At 54.7% G+C, this 17,306-nt stretch carries 18 protein-coding genes, 3 tRNA genes and 1 pseudogene; 9 read left to right on the top strand and 13 right to left on the bottom strand.

Annotation, left to right across the window (positions count from 1 at the left end; translation table 11 throughout):
* Positions 1-48: 48 nt before the first annotated feature.
* Positions 49-966, bottom strand: a complete 918-nt coding sequence (nac, locus tag ACUY4Q_RS09310; RefSeq protein WP_458046745.1) for a nitrogen assimilation transcriptional regulator NAC — start codon at positions 964-966, stop codon at positions 49-51.
* Positions 967-1,307: 341 nt separating this feature from the next.
* Here nac and ACUY4Q_RS09305 point away from each other — a divergent pair.
* Positions 1,308-1,383, top strand: a tRNA-Asn gene (locus tag ACUY4Q_RS09305).
* 185 nt (positions 1,384-1,568) lie between these two features.
* Positions 1,569-1,757: a YjfB family protein gene (locus ACUY4Q_RS09300; protein ID WP_458046744.1), complete on the top strand. Its 189-nt coding sequence runs from the start codon at positions 1,569-1,571 to the stop codon at positions 1,755-1,757.
* A gap of 93 nt (positions 1,758-1,850) precedes the next feature.
* Here the strand turns inward: ACUY4Q_RS09300 and ldtA are convergent, their stop codons facing one another.
* Positions 1,851-2,786 carry a L,D-transpeptidase gene (gene ldtA / locus ACUY4Q_RS09295; protein WP_458046743.1) on the bottom strand — a complete coding sequence of 312 codons (936 nt, stop codon included), beginning with the start codon at positions 2,784-2,786 and terminating at the stop codon, positions 1,851-1,853.
* Positions 2,787-2,965: 179 nt separating this feature from the next.
* On the opposite strand from ldtA, the gene acuR reads away from it, so the two are divergent.
* The 6 genes from acuR to ACUY4Q_RS09265 all read left to right on the top strand — a co-directional run bounded on the left by acuR (position 2,966) and on the right by ACUY4Q_RS09265 (position 9,772).
* Positions 2,966-3,670, top strand: a complete 705-nt coding sequence (gene acuR, locus ACUY4Q_RS09290; protein WP_458046742.1) for an acrylate utilization transcriptional regulator AcuR — start codon at positions 2,966-2,968, stop codon at positions 3,668-3,670.
* On the top strand, positions 3,667-4,644 hold the full coding sequence (locus tag ACUY4Q_RS09285; RefSeq protein WP_458046741.1) for an MDR family oxidoreductase: 978 nt from the start codon (positions 3,667-3,669) through the stop codon (positions 4,642-4,644). The genes acuR and ACUY4Q_RS09285 overlap by 4 nt, the downstream gene beginning before the upstream one ends.
* A 135-nt stretch (positions 4,645-4,779) precedes the next feature.
* A complete protein-coding gene (locus ACUY4Q_RS09280; RefSeq protein WP_458047303.1) occupies positions 4,780-6,234 on the top strand; it encodes an AMP nucleosidase in 1,455 nt (484 codons plus the stop codon).
* A 35-nt stretch (positions 6,235-6,269) separates the two neighbouring features.
* Positions 6,270-8,039, top strand: coding sequence for an aminopeptidase P family protein (locus tag ACUY4Q_RS09275; RefSeq protein ID WP_458046740.1), 1,770 nt, complete (start codon positions 6,270-6,272; stop codon positions 8,037-8,039).
* Between the two features lie 327 nt (positions 8,040-8,366).
* The gene (locus tag ACUY4Q_RS09270) at positions 8,367-8,990 is read left to right on the top strand and encodes a LuxR C-terminal-related transcriptional regulator (RefSeq protein WP_458046739.1); all 624 of its coding nucleotides are present in this window, start codon (positions 8,367-8,369) and stop codon (positions 8,988-8,990) included.
* 20 nt (positions 8,991-9,010) lie between these two features.
* Positions 9,011-9,772, top strand: a complete 762-nt coding sequence (locus tag ACUY4Q_RS09265) for an EAL domain-containing protein (RefSeq protein ID WP_458046738.1) — start codon at positions 9,011-9,013, stop codon at positions 9,770-9,772.
* A gap of 75 nt (positions 9,773-9,847) precedes the next feature.
* Here ACUY4Q_RS09265 and ACUY4Q_RS09260 read toward each other — a convergent pair.
* The 3 genes from ACUY4Q_RS09260 to ACUY4Q_RS09250 all read right to left on the bottom strand — a co-directional run bounded on the left by ACUY4Q_RS09260 (position 9,848) and on the right by ACUY4Q_RS09250 (position 11,649).
* A tRNA-Asn gene (locus ACUY4Q_RS09260) sits at positions 9,848-9,923 on the bottom strand.
* Between the two features lie 111 nt (positions 9,924-10,034).
* Positions 10,035-11,432 carry an EmmdR/YeeO family multidrug/toxin efflux MATE transporter gene (locus tag ACUY4Q_RS09255; RefSeq protein WP_458046737.1) on the bottom strand — a complete coding sequence of 466 codons (1,398 nt, stop codon included), beginning with the start codon at positions 11,430-11,432 and terminating at the stop codon, positions 10,035-10,037.
* A gap of 124 nt (positions 11,433-11,556) precedes the next feature.
* Positions 11,557-11,649 carry a DUF5951 family protein gene (locus ACUY4Q_RS09250; RefSeq protein WP_458046736.1) on the bottom strand — a complete coding sequence of 31 codons (93 nt, stop codon included), beginning with the start codon at positions 11,647-11,649 and terminating at the stop codon, positions 11,557-11,559.
* Positions 11,650-11,655: 6 nt separating this feature from the next.
* Here ACUY4Q_RS09250 and ACUY4Q_RS09245 point away from each other — a divergent pair.
* Positions 11,656-11,731 (top strand) — tRNA-Asn (locus tag ACUY4Q_RS09245).
* 65 nt (positions 11,732-11,796) lie between these two features.
* Here the strand turns inward: ACUY4Q_RS09245 and ACUY4Q_RS09240 are convergent.
* From ACUY4Q_RS09240 to ACUY4Q_RS09205, 8 genes and pseudogenes are all read right to left on the bottom strand, one after another.
* Positions 11,797-12,129 carry a type II toxin-antitoxin system PemK/MazF family toxin gene (locus ACUY4Q_RS09240; protein ID WP_458046735.1) on the bottom strand — a complete coding sequence of 111 codons (333 nt, stop codon included), beginning with the start codon at positions 12,127-12,129 and terminating at the stop codon, positions 11,797-11,799.
* Complete coding sequence (locus ACUY4Q_RS09235; RefSeq protein WP_458046734.1) at positions 12,130-12,387, bottom strand: AbrB/MazE/SpoVT family DNA-binding domain-containing protein; 258 nt, start codon at positions 12,385-12,387, stop codon at positions 12,130-12,132. It lies immediately after the preceding gene.
* 322 nt (positions 12,388-12,709) lie between these two features.
* Positions 12,710-12,826, bottom strand: a pseudogene (locus tag ACUY4Q_RS09230) (helix-turn-helix domain-containing protein); the annotation flags it as partial.
* A gap of 24 nt (positions 12,827-12,850) precedes the next feature.
* The gene (locus tag ACUY4Q_RS09225) at positions 12,851-13,597 is read right to left on the bottom strand and encodes an IucA/IucC family C-terminal-domain containing protein (RefSeq protein WP_458046733.1); all 747 of its coding nucleotides are present in this window, start codon (positions 13,595-13,597) and stop codon (positions 12,851-12,853) included.
* Positions 13,584-14,378 carry an ABC transporter ATP-binding protein gene (locus ACUY4Q_RS09220; RefSeq protein WP_458046732.1) on the bottom strand — a complete coding sequence of 265 codons (795 nt, stop codon included), beginning with the start codon at positions 14,376-14,378 and terminating at the stop codon, positions 13,584-13,586. Before ACUY4Q_RS09220 ends, ACUY4Q_RS09225 begins: the two co-directional genes overlap by 14 nt.
* A gap of 14 nt (positions 14,379-14,392) precedes the next feature.
* Positions 14,393-15,424, bottom strand: a complete 1,032-nt coding sequence (locus ACUY4Q_RS09215; protein ID WP_458046731.1) for a FecCD family ABC transporter permease — start codon at positions 15,422-15,424, stop codon at positions 14,393-14,395.
* Positions 15,414-16,400: a FecCD family ABC transporter permease gene (locus tag ACUY4Q_RS09210; RefSeq protein WP_458046730.1), complete on the bottom strand. Its 987-nt coding sequence runs from the start codon at positions 16,398-16,400 to the stop codon at positions 15,414-15,416. The genes ACUY4Q_RS09215 and ACUY4Q_RS09210 overlap by 11 nt, the downstream gene beginning before the upstream one ends.
* Positions 16,397-17,305, bottom strand: a complete 909-nt coding sequence (locus tag ACUY4Q_RS09205) for an ABC transporter substrate-binding protein (protein ID WP_458046729.1) — start codon at positions 17,303-17,305, stop codon at positions 16,397-16,399. The genes ACUY4Q_RS09210 and ACUY4Q_RS09205 overlap by 4 nt, the downstream gene beginning before the upstream one ends.
* Position 17,306 lies beyond the last annotated feature (1 nt).

Below are 17,306 nucleotides of genomic sequence, written 5' to 3'. Positions count from 1 at the left end.
GAGAACAAATAATAAAAACCAGCATCTTATTCCTTTATGGAATAAAGCTTAACTGACCAGTTGCAGTTCACGATTGTCCATCGCCGGGCGACTGACCAGAGACATAAGAATTTCTTTTACTGCCTGAGCCTGTGGCGACAGCGAGCCGCGTGCAGAAACATTCAGGGAAAGCGGCAGATTCATTGACGGCGTCGTAATTCGCGCCATCCAGCCGTTTGCCGCACTGCTCAAAGAACGCGCTGCGGATTCCGGTAGCACGGTCACGCCCATTCCGCTGGCAATGGCCGCGGTCAGGGTAGAAATAGATTCGATCTCACCGATAATTTTGGCCGTCAAACGACGCAACGAAAATGCCTCATCCACACGCAGACGCACTGCGCTGTAATCGCGCGGCAGGAAAAGATTCATCTCGGCCACTGCGGTTAAATCGACACTCTGACCGGGGCAGTCTCGCGTTCCCACCAGATAGAGGTCTTCTTTCAGCAACGGCACGCTGGTAATGCCGGTTCCTGGCGCGCGCTCGTAGAGTACTGCCATATCCAGTTGACCATTCAGCAACTTGTCGTTGAGTACCGCACCGCTATTCTCGTGCAGATAAACGGTCACTTCCGGCAGCTCATTGCGTACCGCTTGCAGCAGCGGCATGGTCACGGAAGAGGCTGCGGTACCCGGCGCGAGACCGATGGAGACCTGTCCACGCAGACACTGACCGACGTTGCTTACCGCCATCTGGGCCTGCTCACACTGGCGCAGAATTGTGCGCGCATGGGTGTAGAGAATTTTCCCGGCTTCGGTTGGCGTGACCCCACGCTTGGTACGAATCAATAACTGTTGGTCCAGCTCACCTTCCAGAGTGGCAACCTGCTGGCTCAACGCAGGTTGAGCGATATGAAGAACTTCAGCAGCCTGTGTCAGGCTTCCGATATCAACGATTTTTACAAAGTATTTCAGGCGTCTTAAGTTCATTTTGCCTCCTGTTCGGGATACCAGTGCCACCGTGGGCATTTATGTTGTCGGAGGAGTTGCAAGATGCTTGCCAGTTTTAAATAAGGGAGTCAATTATGCCTAACAGGCTGGATAATAAGAGATTCTAATCGCAGTAGTAGATTTGATTATTAAAACGCAGGTTTGTGCTCTGCCCCATAAGAGACTCTTCTGCCTCATCCTGGTGCAAGGTAAGGCGCCGTCGCCTTCGCTGTTTAACGAGCAAGCGGATTGCTGAAATAGTCAGCAAACAGTTCTGCAATGACAACGCAGTCTTTGACAAGAAGATAATGCATCGTTAATATCCGCCCCGTTCACACGATTCCTCTGTAGTTCAGTCGGTAGAACGGCGGACTGTTAATCCGTATGTCACTGGTTCGAGTCCAGTCAGAGGAGCCATATTTAGAGAAGCCCGCTTAAGGAAACTTAAGCGGGCTTTTTGCTTTTTCAACATCGTGCGTTTTACGCAGGCGACTTACCCTGGGCACCTTTAGATAAAGTTTTCGCCAGGATCGCCGATACTAAGGTGAGGCTTTGTCCTCACGCTGCTAGATTTTTTGTTTCTTAACAACAGGATGATCGAAATGGATAGCTCGCAGATCGTATCATTATCTACCAGTCTCAATTCCTACCAGCTCAACAGTCAGGTGAGTACGCTGGTGCTGAGGAAAGCGCTGGATGCCCAGGAATCAGCGGCAGCCGATCTGATTAATCAGATCCCGCAGTTGCCTTCGAATCCGGCCATCGGCCGTAATATTAATACCACCGCCTAGTCAGCTTTGCCCGATGGCGTTCAGGCAAGCACCATCCGGCAAAATATGACCGCAAGCCCGCAGTTAAAATCTGCGGGCTTTTTTGTCTGTTATTTACAGCAGGTGGGGAGCGGCGGGTACGTTCAGCTTCACCGGCATGCCGGAACGGCGTTCAAGCACCTGTTTCGTCTGATTGACGTCAACATCGTCAGCATTAATCACCGCACGTAACGCCGGCGTAATCGACAACGGGACTTTATTGTCAGATTCAAACTCAGCTCGGTTGCGTGACAAGGGTTCGTGTACTTCCACCCAACGGCTGCCATCCGGTTCAACGGTCGCTTTCACCGGTTGATCGATGATTTGCACCCGCGTTCCTACCGGTACATTATTAAACAGATATTTTATGTCATTGGCCCGCAAACGGATGCAGCCCTGACTGACGCGCAGCCCGATACCAAAGTTGGCATTGGTGCCATGAATCGCATACAGCTTACCAATATAAATCGCGTACAGGCCCATCGGATTATCCGGCCCGGCGGGCACCATCGCGGGCAGCGTAATCCCCTGTTTCGCATATTCACGACGCGTGTTAGGTGTCGGTGACCAGGTCGGCCCCTGCTGTTTACGCTGAACGGAGGTGACCCAGTTACGCGGGGTTTCGCGCCCGGCCTGACCGATGCCAATCGGCAGTACTTCCACCGTATTTCCGCCCTTCGGGAAATAATACAGGCGCATTTCCGCCACGTTGATGACGATACCCTCGCGCACGGTGGGCGGCAGAATAATTTGCTGAGGGATCGTCAACTGGGTTCCGGCTTTCGGTAGAAAAGGATCCACCCCTGGATTGGCCTCGAGCATATTGCTCAGCCCCTGCCCATACTGCGCGGCAAACGCCTCCAGCGGCTGAATATTGCCTGCCGGGACGGTAATGACCTGCTCACTCCCCACCAGTCGGCTTCCTTCCGGCGGCAACGGGTAGCTGACGGCCAGCGCACTCTGGCTGGCGAACAGAATAAAGAGTCCATAAAACAGTTTTATACGACGCATGATTTCCTTTCCTCAGACGCGACAGGCGTAACCTAAGCATAGCGGTTTTTACTCTTTTTCTCGCTTAGCCGTAAAACCTGGATATTACCCCCTCTCCCCCCATTATCGACCAGGCCTCCTTGCATGCTTTTTCAATAGAGCGTAGGCTTGCAGCCAATTAAAACCGATCGGTCTAAATTATGAGTAGTGAAACGCTCGTTGTACAGAAACCCCGTCGCGGACGGCCGCCGAAGGTCGAACGCGAGTTTACCGACATCCGTCAGGAACTGATCCGTTCCGGGCTTGAGGTGCTGACGGAAACGGGTTATCTGTCTGCCGGTATCGAGGCGGTGATTAAAAACATCGCGGTACCGAAGGGGTCGTTCTATCACTGCTTTAAGAGCAAACAGGAATTTGGTCTGGCGGTCCTTGCCGCTTACGGCGCCTACTTTGCGCACAAACTCGACAAATACCTGCTCAACGTTGACATGCCGCCGCTTGAGCGGATGACGGCATTCGTTCTTCATGCGGGTCAGGGGATGGCGAAATATCAGTTCCGTCGCGGGTGCCTGGTAGGCAACCTGCTTCAGGAAGCCCCTCTTCTGCCCGAGGAATTCCCGGTACAGCTCAAGGCGATTCTGGGGGAATGGGAAAGCCGCGTTGCCCGCTGTTTTGCCGATGCAAAGGCGCAGGGCTTGCTCCTCGCCAACGCCTCACCAGAGAGGCTGGCTGGCGTCTTCTGGTCAGGTTGGGAGGGCGCCGTGATGCGCGCGAAACTCTACCAGTCCACTGAACCGCTTGATCAGTACTGGGAATTCTTTTTGCACAGTATTACTAAAATAACACCTGCACAGGACGGCTCCGACGCCGAAAATCATACTCAGACGAGGAAAACTCCGTCATGAAAGCTTTAGTTCTGGAACAGATTGAAAACAAAACCCTGGCAGCCGTGAAAGAAATTGCCCTGCCTCCTCTTGCCGATGGCGATGTGCTGGTCGACATTGACTGGTCCAGCCTTAACTACAAAGATGCTTTGGCAATTACCGGCAAAGGCAAAATCATTCGCCAGTTCCCGATGGTTCCAGGTATCGATTTTTCCGGTATCGTCAGCGACAGCCGTGATCCACGTTTCGTTGCGGGTCAGCCTGTTCTCCTGACCGGTTGGGGCGTCGGGGAAAACCATTGGGGCGGCCTTGCTGCTCAGGCCTGCGTCAAGGGAGACTGGCTGGTTTCCTTGCCGCAAACGCTTAGCGCTCGTAATGCGATGATTATTGGTACCGCTGGCTTCACCGCCATGCTGTGTGTCGACGCGCTGGTTAACGCAGGGGTGAAACCGGAAAGCGGTAAAGTGGTTGTTACCGGTGCCAGCGGCGGCGTGGGCAGCACCGCCGTTGTCCTGCTTAAAGCGCTGGGTTATACCGTTGTCGCAGTCAGCGGGCGTGAATCTACCCACGATTTTCTGCGTCAGCTGGGCGCTGATGAGATCCTGCCGCGGAGTGAATTCGAAGAGACCCGTCCATTAGAAAAACAGCTGTGGGCCGGTGCGGTCGACACCGTGGGCAGCAAAGTGCTGGCGAAAGTCCTGGCGCAGACCAACTACGGCGGCTGTGTTGCCGCCTGCGGTCTGGCGGGCGGTTTTGACCTGCCAACCACCGTGATGCCGTTTATCTTGCGTAACGTCCGCCTGCAAGGGGTGGATTCCGTGATGGTCCCAACCGCCGAGCGTGGCGCAGTCTGGGAACGTCTGGCCCGAATCCTGCCGGAAAGCTACTACCAGCAGGCCTCTACGGAAATTGGTCTGGAGCAGGCCCCTGCCTTCGCCGCCGACTTCCTGAGTAACAAAATCCAGGGCCGTACACTGGTGAAAATCAGCGGGTAATTAACCCTCTCCGGTATGGCATTCGTCATACCGGAACCTCAGGCCAATCCTAAAACCTGCTCTTCTCTTTTTGTTTCATAAAGCTGTGACATACTGTTGTTCACAGCCGCACACCCGTGAAACAAGGAGTAAATGATGAATAATAAGGGTGCAAATCTGACCCCTGAAGAGGCGCTGGACCAGCTGGAAGCGCTCTATAACCAGTCGGTGAATAACCTGCGCGATGCTATTGGAACCTATATTGAAAACGGTTCGCTTCCCACCCCAGAAGCCAGAATTAAAGGCCTGTTTGTCTACCCGGAGCTCTCCGTAAGCTGGGACGGCAGCGCGACAAACCCACCGAAAACCCGTGCCTATGCCCGTTTCACCCATTCCGGCTGCTACACCACCACCGTAACCCGTCCGGCGTTGTTCCGTCCTTATCTACATGAACAACTCGTTTTGCTTTGCCAGGATTATGGCGCCCATATTGAAGTCAGACCGTCTGCCCATGAGATCCCCTACCCCTACGTCATTGACGGTTCAGAGTTAACCCTCGACCGCTCCATGAGCGCCGGGCTTACGCGCCACTTCCCTACCACTGAACTGGCGCAAATTGGTGATGAAACGGCTGATGGCCTGTTCCACCCCACCGAGCTTTACCCGCTGTCGCACTTCGATGCACGCCGTGTCGATTTTTCGCTTGCCCGTCTGCGCCACTACACCGGCACGCCGGTTGAACACTTCCAACCGTTCGTGCTTTTCACCAACTACACCCGTTACGTGGATGAGTTTGTCCGCTGGGGTTGCAGCCAGATCCTCGACCCGGACAGCCCCTATGTGGCCCTCTCCTGCGCCGGAGGCCACTGGGTGACCGCCGACACCAACGCACCGGAAGAAGCCATCTCCGATTTGGCGTGGAAAAAGCACCAGATGCCGGCCTGGCATTTGATCACCGCAGACGGCCAGGGCATTACGCTTATCAATATTGGCGTCGGCCCCTCCAATGCCAAAACCATCTGTGACCACCTGGCAGTACTCCGCCCGGATGTCTGGATGATGATTGGCCATTGTGGCGGGCTGCGCGAAAGCCAGTCGATTGGCGATTACGTCCTGGCACACGCCTACCTGCGTGACGATCACGTTCTGGACGCGGTGCTACCGCCAGACATTCCTATTCCAAGCATCGCAGAAGTGCAACGCGCGCTGTATGACGCGACCAAAGAAGTCAGCGGTATGCCGGGCGAAGAGGTTAAACAGCGGTTGCGTACCGGCACGGTGGTGACCACCGACGACCGTAACTGGGAATTGCGTTACTCCGCCTCGGCGCTGCGCTTTAACCTCAGCCGCGCGGTGGCTATCGACATGGAAAGCGCCACCATTGCCGCTCAGGGCTACCGCTTCCGCGTCCCTTACGGCACGCTGCTCTGCGTCTCCGATAAACCCCTGCATGGTGAAATCAAGCTGCCGGGTCAGGCTAACCGTTTTTACGAAGGGGCCATTTCCGAACATTTGCAGATTGGCATCCGGGCGATTGATCTGCTGCGCGCTGAAGGCGATAAATTGCACTCACGCAAACTGCGCACCTTTAACGAACCCCCGTTCCGTTAATGATTGTCCCGATAAAAAAATAAAGAAGGATTTTTATGCAAAACCCAACTCCCCTTGCGTCGTTACGCACGCTGCTGTCGGCCATGGATGTCGACGGCATGATTGTCCCCCGTGCCGATGCGTACCAGAGCGAAGACTGCGCGCCTCATGATGACAAACTCGCCTGGCTCACCGGTTTTACCGGTTCGGCGGGCCTGGCGCTGGTACTGCGTGACAAGGCGCTGATGTTTGTTGACGGGCGCTATCAGGTGCAGGTGCGCAATGAAGTGAATCTCGATGACTTTGAGATTCATCATCTGCACAATGAACCGCTGGCCGAGTGGCTGAATGCCTGCCTGCCCGCAGGGAGTCGTATCGCCTTTGAGCCGATGCTGATGGTCAACAGTCAGTTTAGTGCGCTTGTCGCCACTCATTGTGAGCTGGTGCCACTGAGTGAAGATCCGTTTAATGCCATCTGGCTGGATCGCCCTGCCCCGCCCTGTGGTGCCATTCACGAAATGCCGGTAGAAATCAGCGGCGAGAGTAGCCCTGATAAACGGGCGAGGATCGCCGCAATACTGGCAGAAAAAGGGGCCGATCTGCTGGCCATTACGCAGCCGGATAACATCGCATGGCTGTTGAACATTCGGGGTTCTGACGTCGCAATGAACCCGGTGGCTCACTCTTTTGCCCTTCTCAGCCGCGACGGCGACATCGAGTGGTTTGTCGATCACCGTAAGACGCACAGTCTTTCAGGAACGCTGAAATCGTCGCTGCGACTGTCGGCATGGCAGAACTTCCTCCCCCACTGCCAGCAAATTGCACCGGGTAAAAAAGTCATGCTCGACGCCGATTACGCTCCGGTTGCACTGCGTTTTGCTATCGAGCAGCACGGTGGCGAGATCCTCTGGCAGGCCGATCCTATTACCTTCATCAAAGCGCAAAAAAATGATGTCGAGTTGGCAGGATATCGCGACAGCCACCGCCAGGATGGCGCAGCGTGGGTGAACTTTTTGGCCTGGCTTGCCGATGAAGTTCCGGCCCGTGAAGCCGCAGGCCATCCGCTGACGGAACTGGAGGCGCAGGATAAGCAGTTGATTTTCCGCCAGCAGCAGCCGGGGTTTATTCAGCAGAGTTTTAGTACCATTTCGGCGTCTTCAGACAATGCGGCGATGTGCCACTATCACTCAAGCGAAGCCACTAACGCGGCCATCACCCAGGCCAACTTTTACCTGAATGATTCCGGCGGCCAGTATCACAACGGCACCACTGACGCTACGCGTACGCTTTCGTTTGGTTTACTCTCCGCTGAACACCGTCAGCACTATACCGCCGTGCTGAAAGGTTTTCTGTCGATGCTGATGCTGCAATTCCCGAGCGGTACACAAGGCCACCAGATTGATGCCTTCGCCCGCCGTTCACTCTGGGATTTGGGTCTGGATTTTGACCATGGCACCGGACACGGCGTCGGGCATCAGTTACTGATCCATGAGCAGCCGCAGCGTATTGCCAAAAAGGTCAATCCCTGGCCGCTGGTCGCCGGGAACATCATGACCGTTGAGCCTGGCTATTATCGAACAGGCCATTACGGTATTCGCATTGAAAATCAGGTTGAAGTGGTGGAAAGCCGCCCGGGATTTTGTCGTTTTCGCTCGCTGACGCTGGTTCCCATTGATTTACGTCAGGTCGAGGGGTCTCTCCTGTCAGATCAGGAAAAACAGTGGCTCAACGACTACCACCAGCTGGTGAGAGAGACATTGCTGCCGCTGGTCGAGAGCCGTGCTCAGTGCTGGTTACTTTCTGCAACCGAACCGTTTATTGATTAACACTCTACCCAAACCCTGTAGCACCGCTGTTACAGGGTTAATGATAATCTTCTCATGATTTCACTTTGCCTGATTCTTATCTTCTCAGGGATATTCATTTATTCTTTAGCTGTAATGAAATACCTTTCCTGACATAGCCTTACCCGCCACGTGGTATTGTTTGCTTGCCTGAAACCCAGTAAGTGGATTAATATCCTTAGGATTTTTCCTAAGCCAAATTGATTAATTCTTATTTTCATCTCAGCAACAAGAGTTTTATTGCTTTTGTTTTGTTCAGCTATATAGAATAAACGGGCTAATACCAGGATGCCCAGAGGTTTCAAGGGAATGAATTTTCTTATAAATATTGATGACAACCCGCTGTTCTCTACTGGCATTGTCGGTTTAATTCATAAAGCCATTAAAGAATGTAATATTGCGTCACCTTTTGTAAGTTCAGATTTCACTGCGGAAAATATTCATAAAGCCGATTACATCTTTATGACCATTTGCCCTGGTGAGTATTTTCTCTGTTTTAAGGATTTAATAAACAGAAAGAAGTCGGTTAACACTTTTATTTTCATCGGTAGCGAGACGCTGCCTGCCAGACACAGCCTGCCAGAATGCATTAAAGAGGCTCGCTTCTTTTCCCAAAAGGCAGGCGCGGACGTAGTGTATGAGGCGCTGCTCAACGCGCTACGGGGTGCTGCGCCCGAGCGTGAAAGCAATCAAAGCCCTGGCAAGAGTGTTTATGCCTGCATCAATTGTAATTATCGTGCGCTTTCCTTTACTCAGGAAAAGATTGCCCGCGGCCTTAACAGCTGCTTAGGCATGAATGATATTGCCGATCGGATTGGCATTACCTATAAGACTGCTGTTAGTCATAAAAAGAACATCATGAATAAATTCAATCTCAATAACAAACTGGAACTCTATGAATTCATTGCTCAGTACCATAAAAGAAAACACTGATTCTTTTTACGGAGCCTGAAATGCTGGGTCGATTAAAGCATGCATTGCTCTCGGAAAATATTCATCTTAAATACCAGCCTGTCTATTCTCTCTCCCATGAAGAGGTCGTGGGTTTCGAGGCATTATTACGCTGGCGCGATCCGCATTATGGTAGTGTCTGCCCTGAAACCCTCGTGACGCTAGCGGCACAGCATGGCCTGATGAATACCGTTTCGGTGTATGTGATTAAAAAAGCGCTTTCGCAGATGGCCCATTTAATAAAAGCGCATCATCTTTTCTTAAGTTTTAATGTCCATCCAACCGATTTCCTTTCGCATTCATTTAAGGACTTCTTATTTTCTGCACTGGCCCGGCATCAACTTACGGCCTCTGACCTCATGCTCGAAATCACCGAGGTGCCCTGCCACAATCTTAGCACGCTTAATCAAAATGCTCAGCTGCTTGCAGAAAAGGGGTTTCGTCTTGCCCTGGATGACTTTGGCAAAGGCTGCTCCGACAGCGAACGTCTGCGGGCGCTGCCCGTTACCGACGTTAAAATAGACCGCTTATTAACGCATGCGCTGTGTGAAGGTCTCGGTAACGGCCACGGGTCCGACGCGCAAAAACACTGCGATTCGCTCTATCGGTTCCCGTACCCGCTTATTTTTGAAGGCGTGGAAACGCAGGCGCAGCTGACCTGCCTGCGTGAACGCTTCCCGCGTGCGCGGGTGCAGGGATGGTACTTTTCAAAAGCGGTGCCTATTGAAGGGGTGAGAAGGTTGCTGGGTGAGTCTGTAGCCTGAGGCAAAGGGTGAAGGGAGGCAGGGATTTAAAAGCAAAAAGCCTGCTTAAGTTTCCTTAAGCAGGCTTTTTAAATTTGGCTCCTCTGACTGGACTCGAACCAGTGACATACGGATTAACAGTCCGCCGTTCTACCGACTGAACTACAGAGGAATCGTGTGAACGAGGCGCATATTAACGAGGCCTCCTGCCCTTGTCAAAGGCTGTTTTCACAAAAACGATCGTTTGCCGATTTATTCTCCACTCTGTGGGAAAATGAAGCGCTTACGTGTTGTCGCGCGGGACTTTCGGGTATTTCCACAACCAGCGACCGCTTACCATACGCCAGTAGAAGAGGATGCCGCGCACCGCCCAGTCGAGCACCATTCCAAGCCAGACGCCGACCACGCCCATACCAAGCATAATTCCCAGCGTGTAACCCGCGACGACACGACAGCCCCACATCCCGAGCATCGACACCCACATCGCGAAACGCGCATCACGCGCGCCCTTCTGGCCCGCAGGCAGTACCCATGAGGCGGCCCAGATAGGCATAAATGCGGCGTTAAGCCAAAGCAGCGTTTTCACGACCTCTTTAACATCCTCTTCATGGGTATAGAACGAGGCCAGTAGCCCGGCAAAAGGTGCGGTACTCCAGGCAATAAGCGTCAGGACAATCGTCGACAGCCAGAAGACATGACGCAGCTGGCGCTCAGCCTGCCCCCTTTGTCCTTTGCCCAGGCGCTTGCCGGTGATGATGGTTGATGCAGAACCGAGGGCGTTACCCGGCAGGTTAATCAGCGCCGCTACCGAGAAGGCGATAAAGTTACCGGCGATGACGTTGGTCCCCATCCCCGCCACGAACATTTGCGTTAGCAGTTTCCCGCCGTTAAACAGCACCGATTCAATGCTGGCCGGAATCCCAATCCCCATCACTTCCCAGATAATGGCGAAGTTAAGCGGTTGAAAATAACTTTTCAGGCTGATACGCAGCGCCGGATTAAAGCCAATCATCAGAACCCAGATAATGGCGACCGCGCCAATGTATCGGGAGATGGTTAACCCCAGGCCAGCACCTGCAAAGCCCATCCCCGGCCAGGAGAAGAGGCCATAAATCAATACACTACTGATGATTATGTTGAGGATATTCATCCCGCCGTTAATCAGTAGCGGAATTTTCGTATTCCCGGCACCACGCAGCGCCCCGCTCCCAATCAGCGTTATCGCCGCCGCCGGGTAGCTCAACACCGTCAATTCCAGGTAGGTCAGCGCCAGGGCTTTTACTTCCGGTGTCGCAGCACCGGCAATAAAGTCGATGATTTGCGTACCGAAGGCGTGGATGACCGCAGCCAGCAAAATGGCAAACAGCGTCATGATCACTAACGACTGACGTGCTGCCGCCCTTGCCCTGCGCTTATCGAGCTTACCAAGGCTGAAGGCTACCACCACCGTCGTCCCGAGATCGATGGCGGCAAAAAACGACATCACCACCATGTTGAAGCTGTCGGCCAGCCCTACCCCGGCCATGGCTTCTTTACCCAGCCAGCTCACAAGGAAAGTACTGAGAACGCCCATCATCAGGACACAGGTGTTTTCAAGGAAGATCGGGATGGCGAGCGGGGTGATTTCTCGCCAGAAGAGGACTTTGTAGCTCTTGCGTTTGGCGTACCATGGCGTACGCATGACGGCCTGGCGTATTGGGGCGACGACGTTCAAAATTGACCTTAGAGAGAAAGATGAAACTTCATTTCAAATAATGGGGGAGAATCGCTGATCCTGCAAAGCATTTCCAAAAATTTGTCGTTAATTACAGCAAACTGACGCGATTTGCGGCAGTTGCACAACGCTTTGGGAAATGAGGTTTGACAAAAGTTTTTTCGCCGTTAAGATACGACTCCACACCGATTCCTCTGTAGTTCAGTCGGTAGAACGGCGGACTGTTAATCCGTATGTCACTGGTTCGAGTCCAGTCAGAGGAGCCAAATTTAAAAAGCCTGCTTAAGGAAACTTAAGCAGGCTTTTTGCTTTTCTGCCGCGCGATGCAGTATCAGCTCAGAATGGCTTCCAGTCTGGCCAGCACTTCATCCACGACAGCATCGGGTATGCGTTCCAGTCGCTGACCGCTCCGGGCTCCCATATCAAGGGTTCTGGGCTGGTCGCAGCAAATAACCCCCGTTGTTTTTGTTCCCGCACCGTCCAGTGAGAAGGTAAAGCCGGCCGTACGGGCAAAGTTCCCGCCGCTGGTGATGGGAACAACAACCGGTAGCCGGGTCAGCATGTTAAACGACGCCTTCGATACGATAAGCACCGGACGTTTTCCACTTTGCTCGTGTCCGGCAATCGGATCCAGCGAAACGAGCCAGATTTCCCCTCTCTCCATTTACAGGATCTCCTTGCCCACCGCAGGCACATCAATCCATTCCCGATCCTCTTCGCTCATTTCGGCGTGCGGATCGCACTGCGCCAGCAGCTCCTCAAGCGAATAACGGAGCCGTTTCTGGGGTTCAATTATCAGGCAGCCATTATCAATGGTCATGCCCACTTCGCTGTCCGTCGACAACTCCAGCATTTTCAGCAGGGCGGGAGGAACCGCCAGCATGATGGAGCCACCGACCTTTTTCAGGCGAGTTGTATACATAGAGCACCTCCGAATATTATATTTTAATATAACATCTACGACGGGCGATGCACAATTATTCATCAGATTCATGGTGGCTGGTGTCCTTACCCTGGCGAAGCCCAATAACCCATAAGGCGAGCTTTCCGGTTATTTTTACAGATAGAGTTGCTGATAAAAGGCAATCTCTCTTGCGCCATAGTGCATACCTTGCAGTTGATAGTGCGGCACGCGCTAAACATGGTCGATAGTAGAAAACTGTTTTTGCGATTCAAAGGATTATGACGGATCGGATAAACAAAATGCGGCGCAGCTTCCGTATCCGGGCTGCGCCGCAGGAACATCAGCGGTAGCGCGAAGGCCAGATTTGCTCAGGCGCGATGTCTAACGCTTCAGCAATCAATCTTTCACCTTTGGGCCAGCGGCGGTTAAGGGCGTTGGTCAGCGTGGAGGACGCCAACCGTGACGAGACCGCAGCGCCTAACTACGTCGCCTTACACAACGGGCAATTGTGGCAAAATTCTTCAGGCTGCGTGGCCTTGTAATAAAAACAGCAGGTACGGCGAAAACGGACCTGGTTTCCTGCCGCATCTTTTTGCAGCGGTCGTCGAAAGCGCTTGAGGGGATTCCAGTCCAGACCAAACAGCGCCGGGTCGGCCTGCTCCAGCAGCCAGTTAAAGTCCGCCTGCTGGCGCTGCGCTTGCTCCGCGTTTAACCCTTCCATCCGCCCCTGATACAGGGAGTAGACCCGCACGGCGGTATTCTCCCACAATATCTGCAGCGGCAGACCACTCACCCGCGCCATGCTTTGCCACAGGGGTGCAAAAAACGTTTTGAACAACGCGCTGACCACCGCTTCGCGCCACGCCTCGCGTGAACCGTTGGCGTAACCGGTAGCGACAGCATCCGTAGGCAGCGACGAGGTCCACAGCCCGCCATCGTGTGCGTACTCCAGTCGGCTTGTGCCGAGAGATAACGTGAGTCCCTGGTCATACACGCTCATCGCATAAAGTACGTTTCCGGTGGCAAGAAAAGCCAGCCTCTTGGCGAAGAGCGATGCGGCAATCGCCAGATCCGGCGCACCGACGAGCGGCATCACCCGCTCTAACACCTCTCTACAGGTGATTGCACTTAACATGGCCTCGCCGGGCACGCTGCGCGCGTCGGCCTCGGAAAGCGAACGCAGTCGAAATGCGTGGCGCAAATAGTGACCCTGCTCATCCGTCAGCATGCGACTCTCCCGGAAAAGGAATGCACAACGGCGTATGGAAGAAGGGATCGTCAATTATCCGGCAGCGCAGATTAAATACCTCACGGACCAGCGTTTCAGTCATTATCTCCTGCGGTGCGCCCTGCGCATACACCCGGCCTTCGTGCACGGCCACCAGGTGATCGGCGTAGCGGCAGGCCAGATTCAGATCGTGCAGCACCATAATAATGGTTTTGCCCTGCTGCTGATTCAGTCCACGCAGCAGTTCCAGAATCTCAACCTGATGAGCCAGGTCCAGGTAGGTGGTGGGTTCGTCCAGCAACAGGGTAGGCGTTGCCTGCGCCAGCGTCATCGCAATCCATACCCGCTGACGCTGGCCGCCGGATAATGCATCAACCTGACGATGCTGTAAGGCCACCGTCCCGGTGAGGCGCAGCGCTTCATTGACCTGCTGCTCATCTTCCTCTGACCACTGCCGCAGCCAGTTCTGGTAGGGAAACCGGCCCAGACTCACTAACTGGCGCACCGTGATGCCTTCCGGCGCAACGGGGGACTGCGGCAAAATCGCCAGTTTACGGGCAATCTGCGCCGTATTACTGGTGTGAATATCCGTACCTTCAAGGATGACCGAGCCCGCCTGGGGCGTGAGCAAACGCGCCATCGCTTTTAAGAGAGTGCTTTTACCACAGCCGTTACTGCCAATCAGTACCGATACTTTCGCGGTCGGCAGCGTCAAGTCCAGTGAATCGATCACCTGCCGTTGTTGATAGCTGATGCTCAGCTTTTGTGTTGAGAGAGACACGTTTTCCCCATCACTTAGGTTTTCTGCCGAATCAGCAGCCATAAAAAGAACGGCGCACCGGCCAGCGCCACAAAAATTCCCGCCGGAAGATCGGCTGGCCTAAACAAGGTTCTGGCGAGCAGGTCAGCCACAACCACCATGCTGCCTCCGCTGCACAGGGTGATAAACGCCTGCCCCAGAAAACCATTGCGCACCACAAGCCGGGCAATATGCGGCGCGATAAGACCCACAAATGCCATGGCTCCGCACAGGGCAATCGCCCCGCCCGAGAGCACCACACATCCCAGCAGCAGCAATACCCGCAGCGGCTGAACCCGTACGCCAAGTCCGGTCGCCAGCTCGTCGTGCAAGTGCAGCACTTTCAGGTAGCGCAGCAAAAAAAACAGCACCGGGAGCGCCCAGAGATAAATGGCCAGCAGTTGGCGGACGTTGTCCCAGGTAGCGGCATACACACTGCCACTTAGCCAGACCCAGGCCGAGAAGGTCGTGGTCAGCGGACTGAACACCAGAATGAGCGTCACCCCTGCCCCGGCCAATGCCGATACGCCGACGCCGGTCAGAATCAGTCGCAACGGCGTGAGCCCTTTGCGCCATGAGAGCAGGAAAATCAACCCGATGGAACATGCGGCGCCGGCCATCGCCGCCCAGGGCATGAACGCACTCCCGTATTGCAGACTAAAAAAGGAGAGCCACAGCAGCGCACCGGCACTCGCTCCGGTGGTAACGCCGAGCGTGTCCGGTGACGCCAGCGGATTGCGTACCAGCGTCTGCATAATTAACCCGGCCATCCCTAATCCCGCTCCGGCCAACAGCGCCAGAACGAGGCGGGGCAACCGCAGCTCATGCAGGATAAAACTGTGCGCACTGGCATCGGGCTGTACCAGCAGTCGCAGCGTCTGCGGCAGCGAGAACGCCACGTCGCCCATACTCAACGCCACCAGTGCGATAAGCAAGGAGAGGGTCGCCGCGCACAGCAATATGGGGATTAAACGCCGGGAGTACTGGCGGGAAAGAGGTCCAAAGCGCAAAAGTTGGCTATCCGGCATGATTCCCCCTGCGCTGCGCCAGCAGAATAAAAAACGGCGCGCCCATCAGGGCCGTCATCACCCCGACAGGAACTTCCTGCGGCAGGATCACCACGCGGGCGGCAACGTCAGCCATAAGCAACAACAGCGCGCCGAGCAGCGCGCACGCCGGAAGCGCATGGCGCAGGTCACTACCAAACAACTGCCGTGCAATATGCGGCACCATTAGCCCAACAAATGCGATGTTCCCGGCCAGCGCAACGGCACACCCTGCCAGCCCCACCACCAGCATGCTGGCCAGCAGTCGCACCAGCGCGATGTTCAGCCCCAGCCCCCGCGCTATCTCCTCCCCTGCGTTCAGCACGTTCATCTGTCCTGCCAGCAGGCAAGCGATTACCACCAGCAGCGCCCCGGGCAGCAATACCGGATAAAGATGCTGAAGATCGTTGCCCGCAAGGCTTCCGGCAAGCCAGAACAACAGGGTGTCGAGCGTTTCCTGGTCAATCACCAGAATCGCCTGAGTAAAGGCGTTACACAGCGCCGTAATGGCCCCCCCCGCCAGAACCAGCCGCAAAGGATTAAGCTGACCACTGCTGACGCGACTGGCAAACCAGACCAGGGTGCCAGTGGTACAGGCCCCCGTAAAGGCCAGCAGCAATGTCATCCAGGGGGAGACGATGGCAAAAAAACTGCTGGTTGCCACAATCATTAACGCGGCCCCTGCATTAACGCCAAACAGCCCAGGTGAGGCAACGGGATTGCGGGTGAGCGCCTGCATCAATCCGCCCGCCACGGCAAGAAACGCACCTACGCCCATCGCCAGCAGCGTGCGCGGTAAGCGCGAGGTGCGAATAATCGTCTCTGTCGCACTGGTCGGGTCCACCTGAAAGAGCGCATTCACCAGCTGAGAAAGGGTGTAAAACCGGGGGCCAGTCATCATACTGACCAGCGAGGCCACCATAACAAGTAGGGTGCAGAGCAGAAACCGTCCTTTCATGCTTCGCCCCGCAATAAAGCCAGTTCCACATCGTTGAGGATTTGGTTAGCGCCAAGGATGCCGCCGGATAAACTCCAGGGCACGCTGTCGACTTCCCATAATTGCCCTGCTTTTACGGCACGCAGTTGCTGCCAGAGAGGATGGGCCGTGAGGGTTTGATATTGCCGGGCGATCGCCGGGCTGTTTGAGCGAAGCAAAATGAAAAAAATATCCGCGTCCAGTAACGGAATATTCTCCATGCTGGAAAAGCGCAGAGAGGCGCTGCCTGCCTGCATTGCTTGCTCATTCCAGGCAAATCCCAGTTCAGTCATCACCGACCCCGGAAAGCTGTGCGCCACATAGCTACGAATGTGATCAGGGCGCACTTCTATCACCGAAACCTGCGGCCTGTCTGCCGCAGTAAAACGCGCCCGCATCAGTGTACGAAGCGCGGCAACACGTTCATCCCAACGCTGGAGCAGTTGCTGGCCCCTGCCCGGCTGTAAAACGTGTTGGGCGACCACGCTCAGCGTTTTCTTGAACTCAAAAACATCATCCAGCAGCGCTACCGGCGCAATTTTTTGCATCAGCGGTGCAATATCCTGATGGCGAAAACGGGAAGCAAAAATAATGTCAGGTTTAAGGAGGACGATTTTTTCCAGCGCAGGCTGCGTCTCCAGCCCCAGTTGTGGCACCCCGGAGAGCTGGCTGCGCAGATAACGATAGACCGGTTTTTCGGTCCAGGACTCGACAATCCCGCAGGGCGTCACGCCGAGGGCCGCAAGGCTGTCCGTTGCGCCCTGGAACAAGGAAACCGCACGCGGCCCCGCCGGCTGTCTGGCAAACAAACCGGGCGAGACACTGCATAAAAGCAGTGCCTGCAGGCAGCGTCGGCGGGCGAGAGAAACAGAGCATTTGTTATGCATA

The sequence above is a fragment of the Phytobacter cepae genome (genome assembly GCF_054165735.1).
This window is presented reverse-complemented; position numbering and strand designations above follow the sequence as displayed.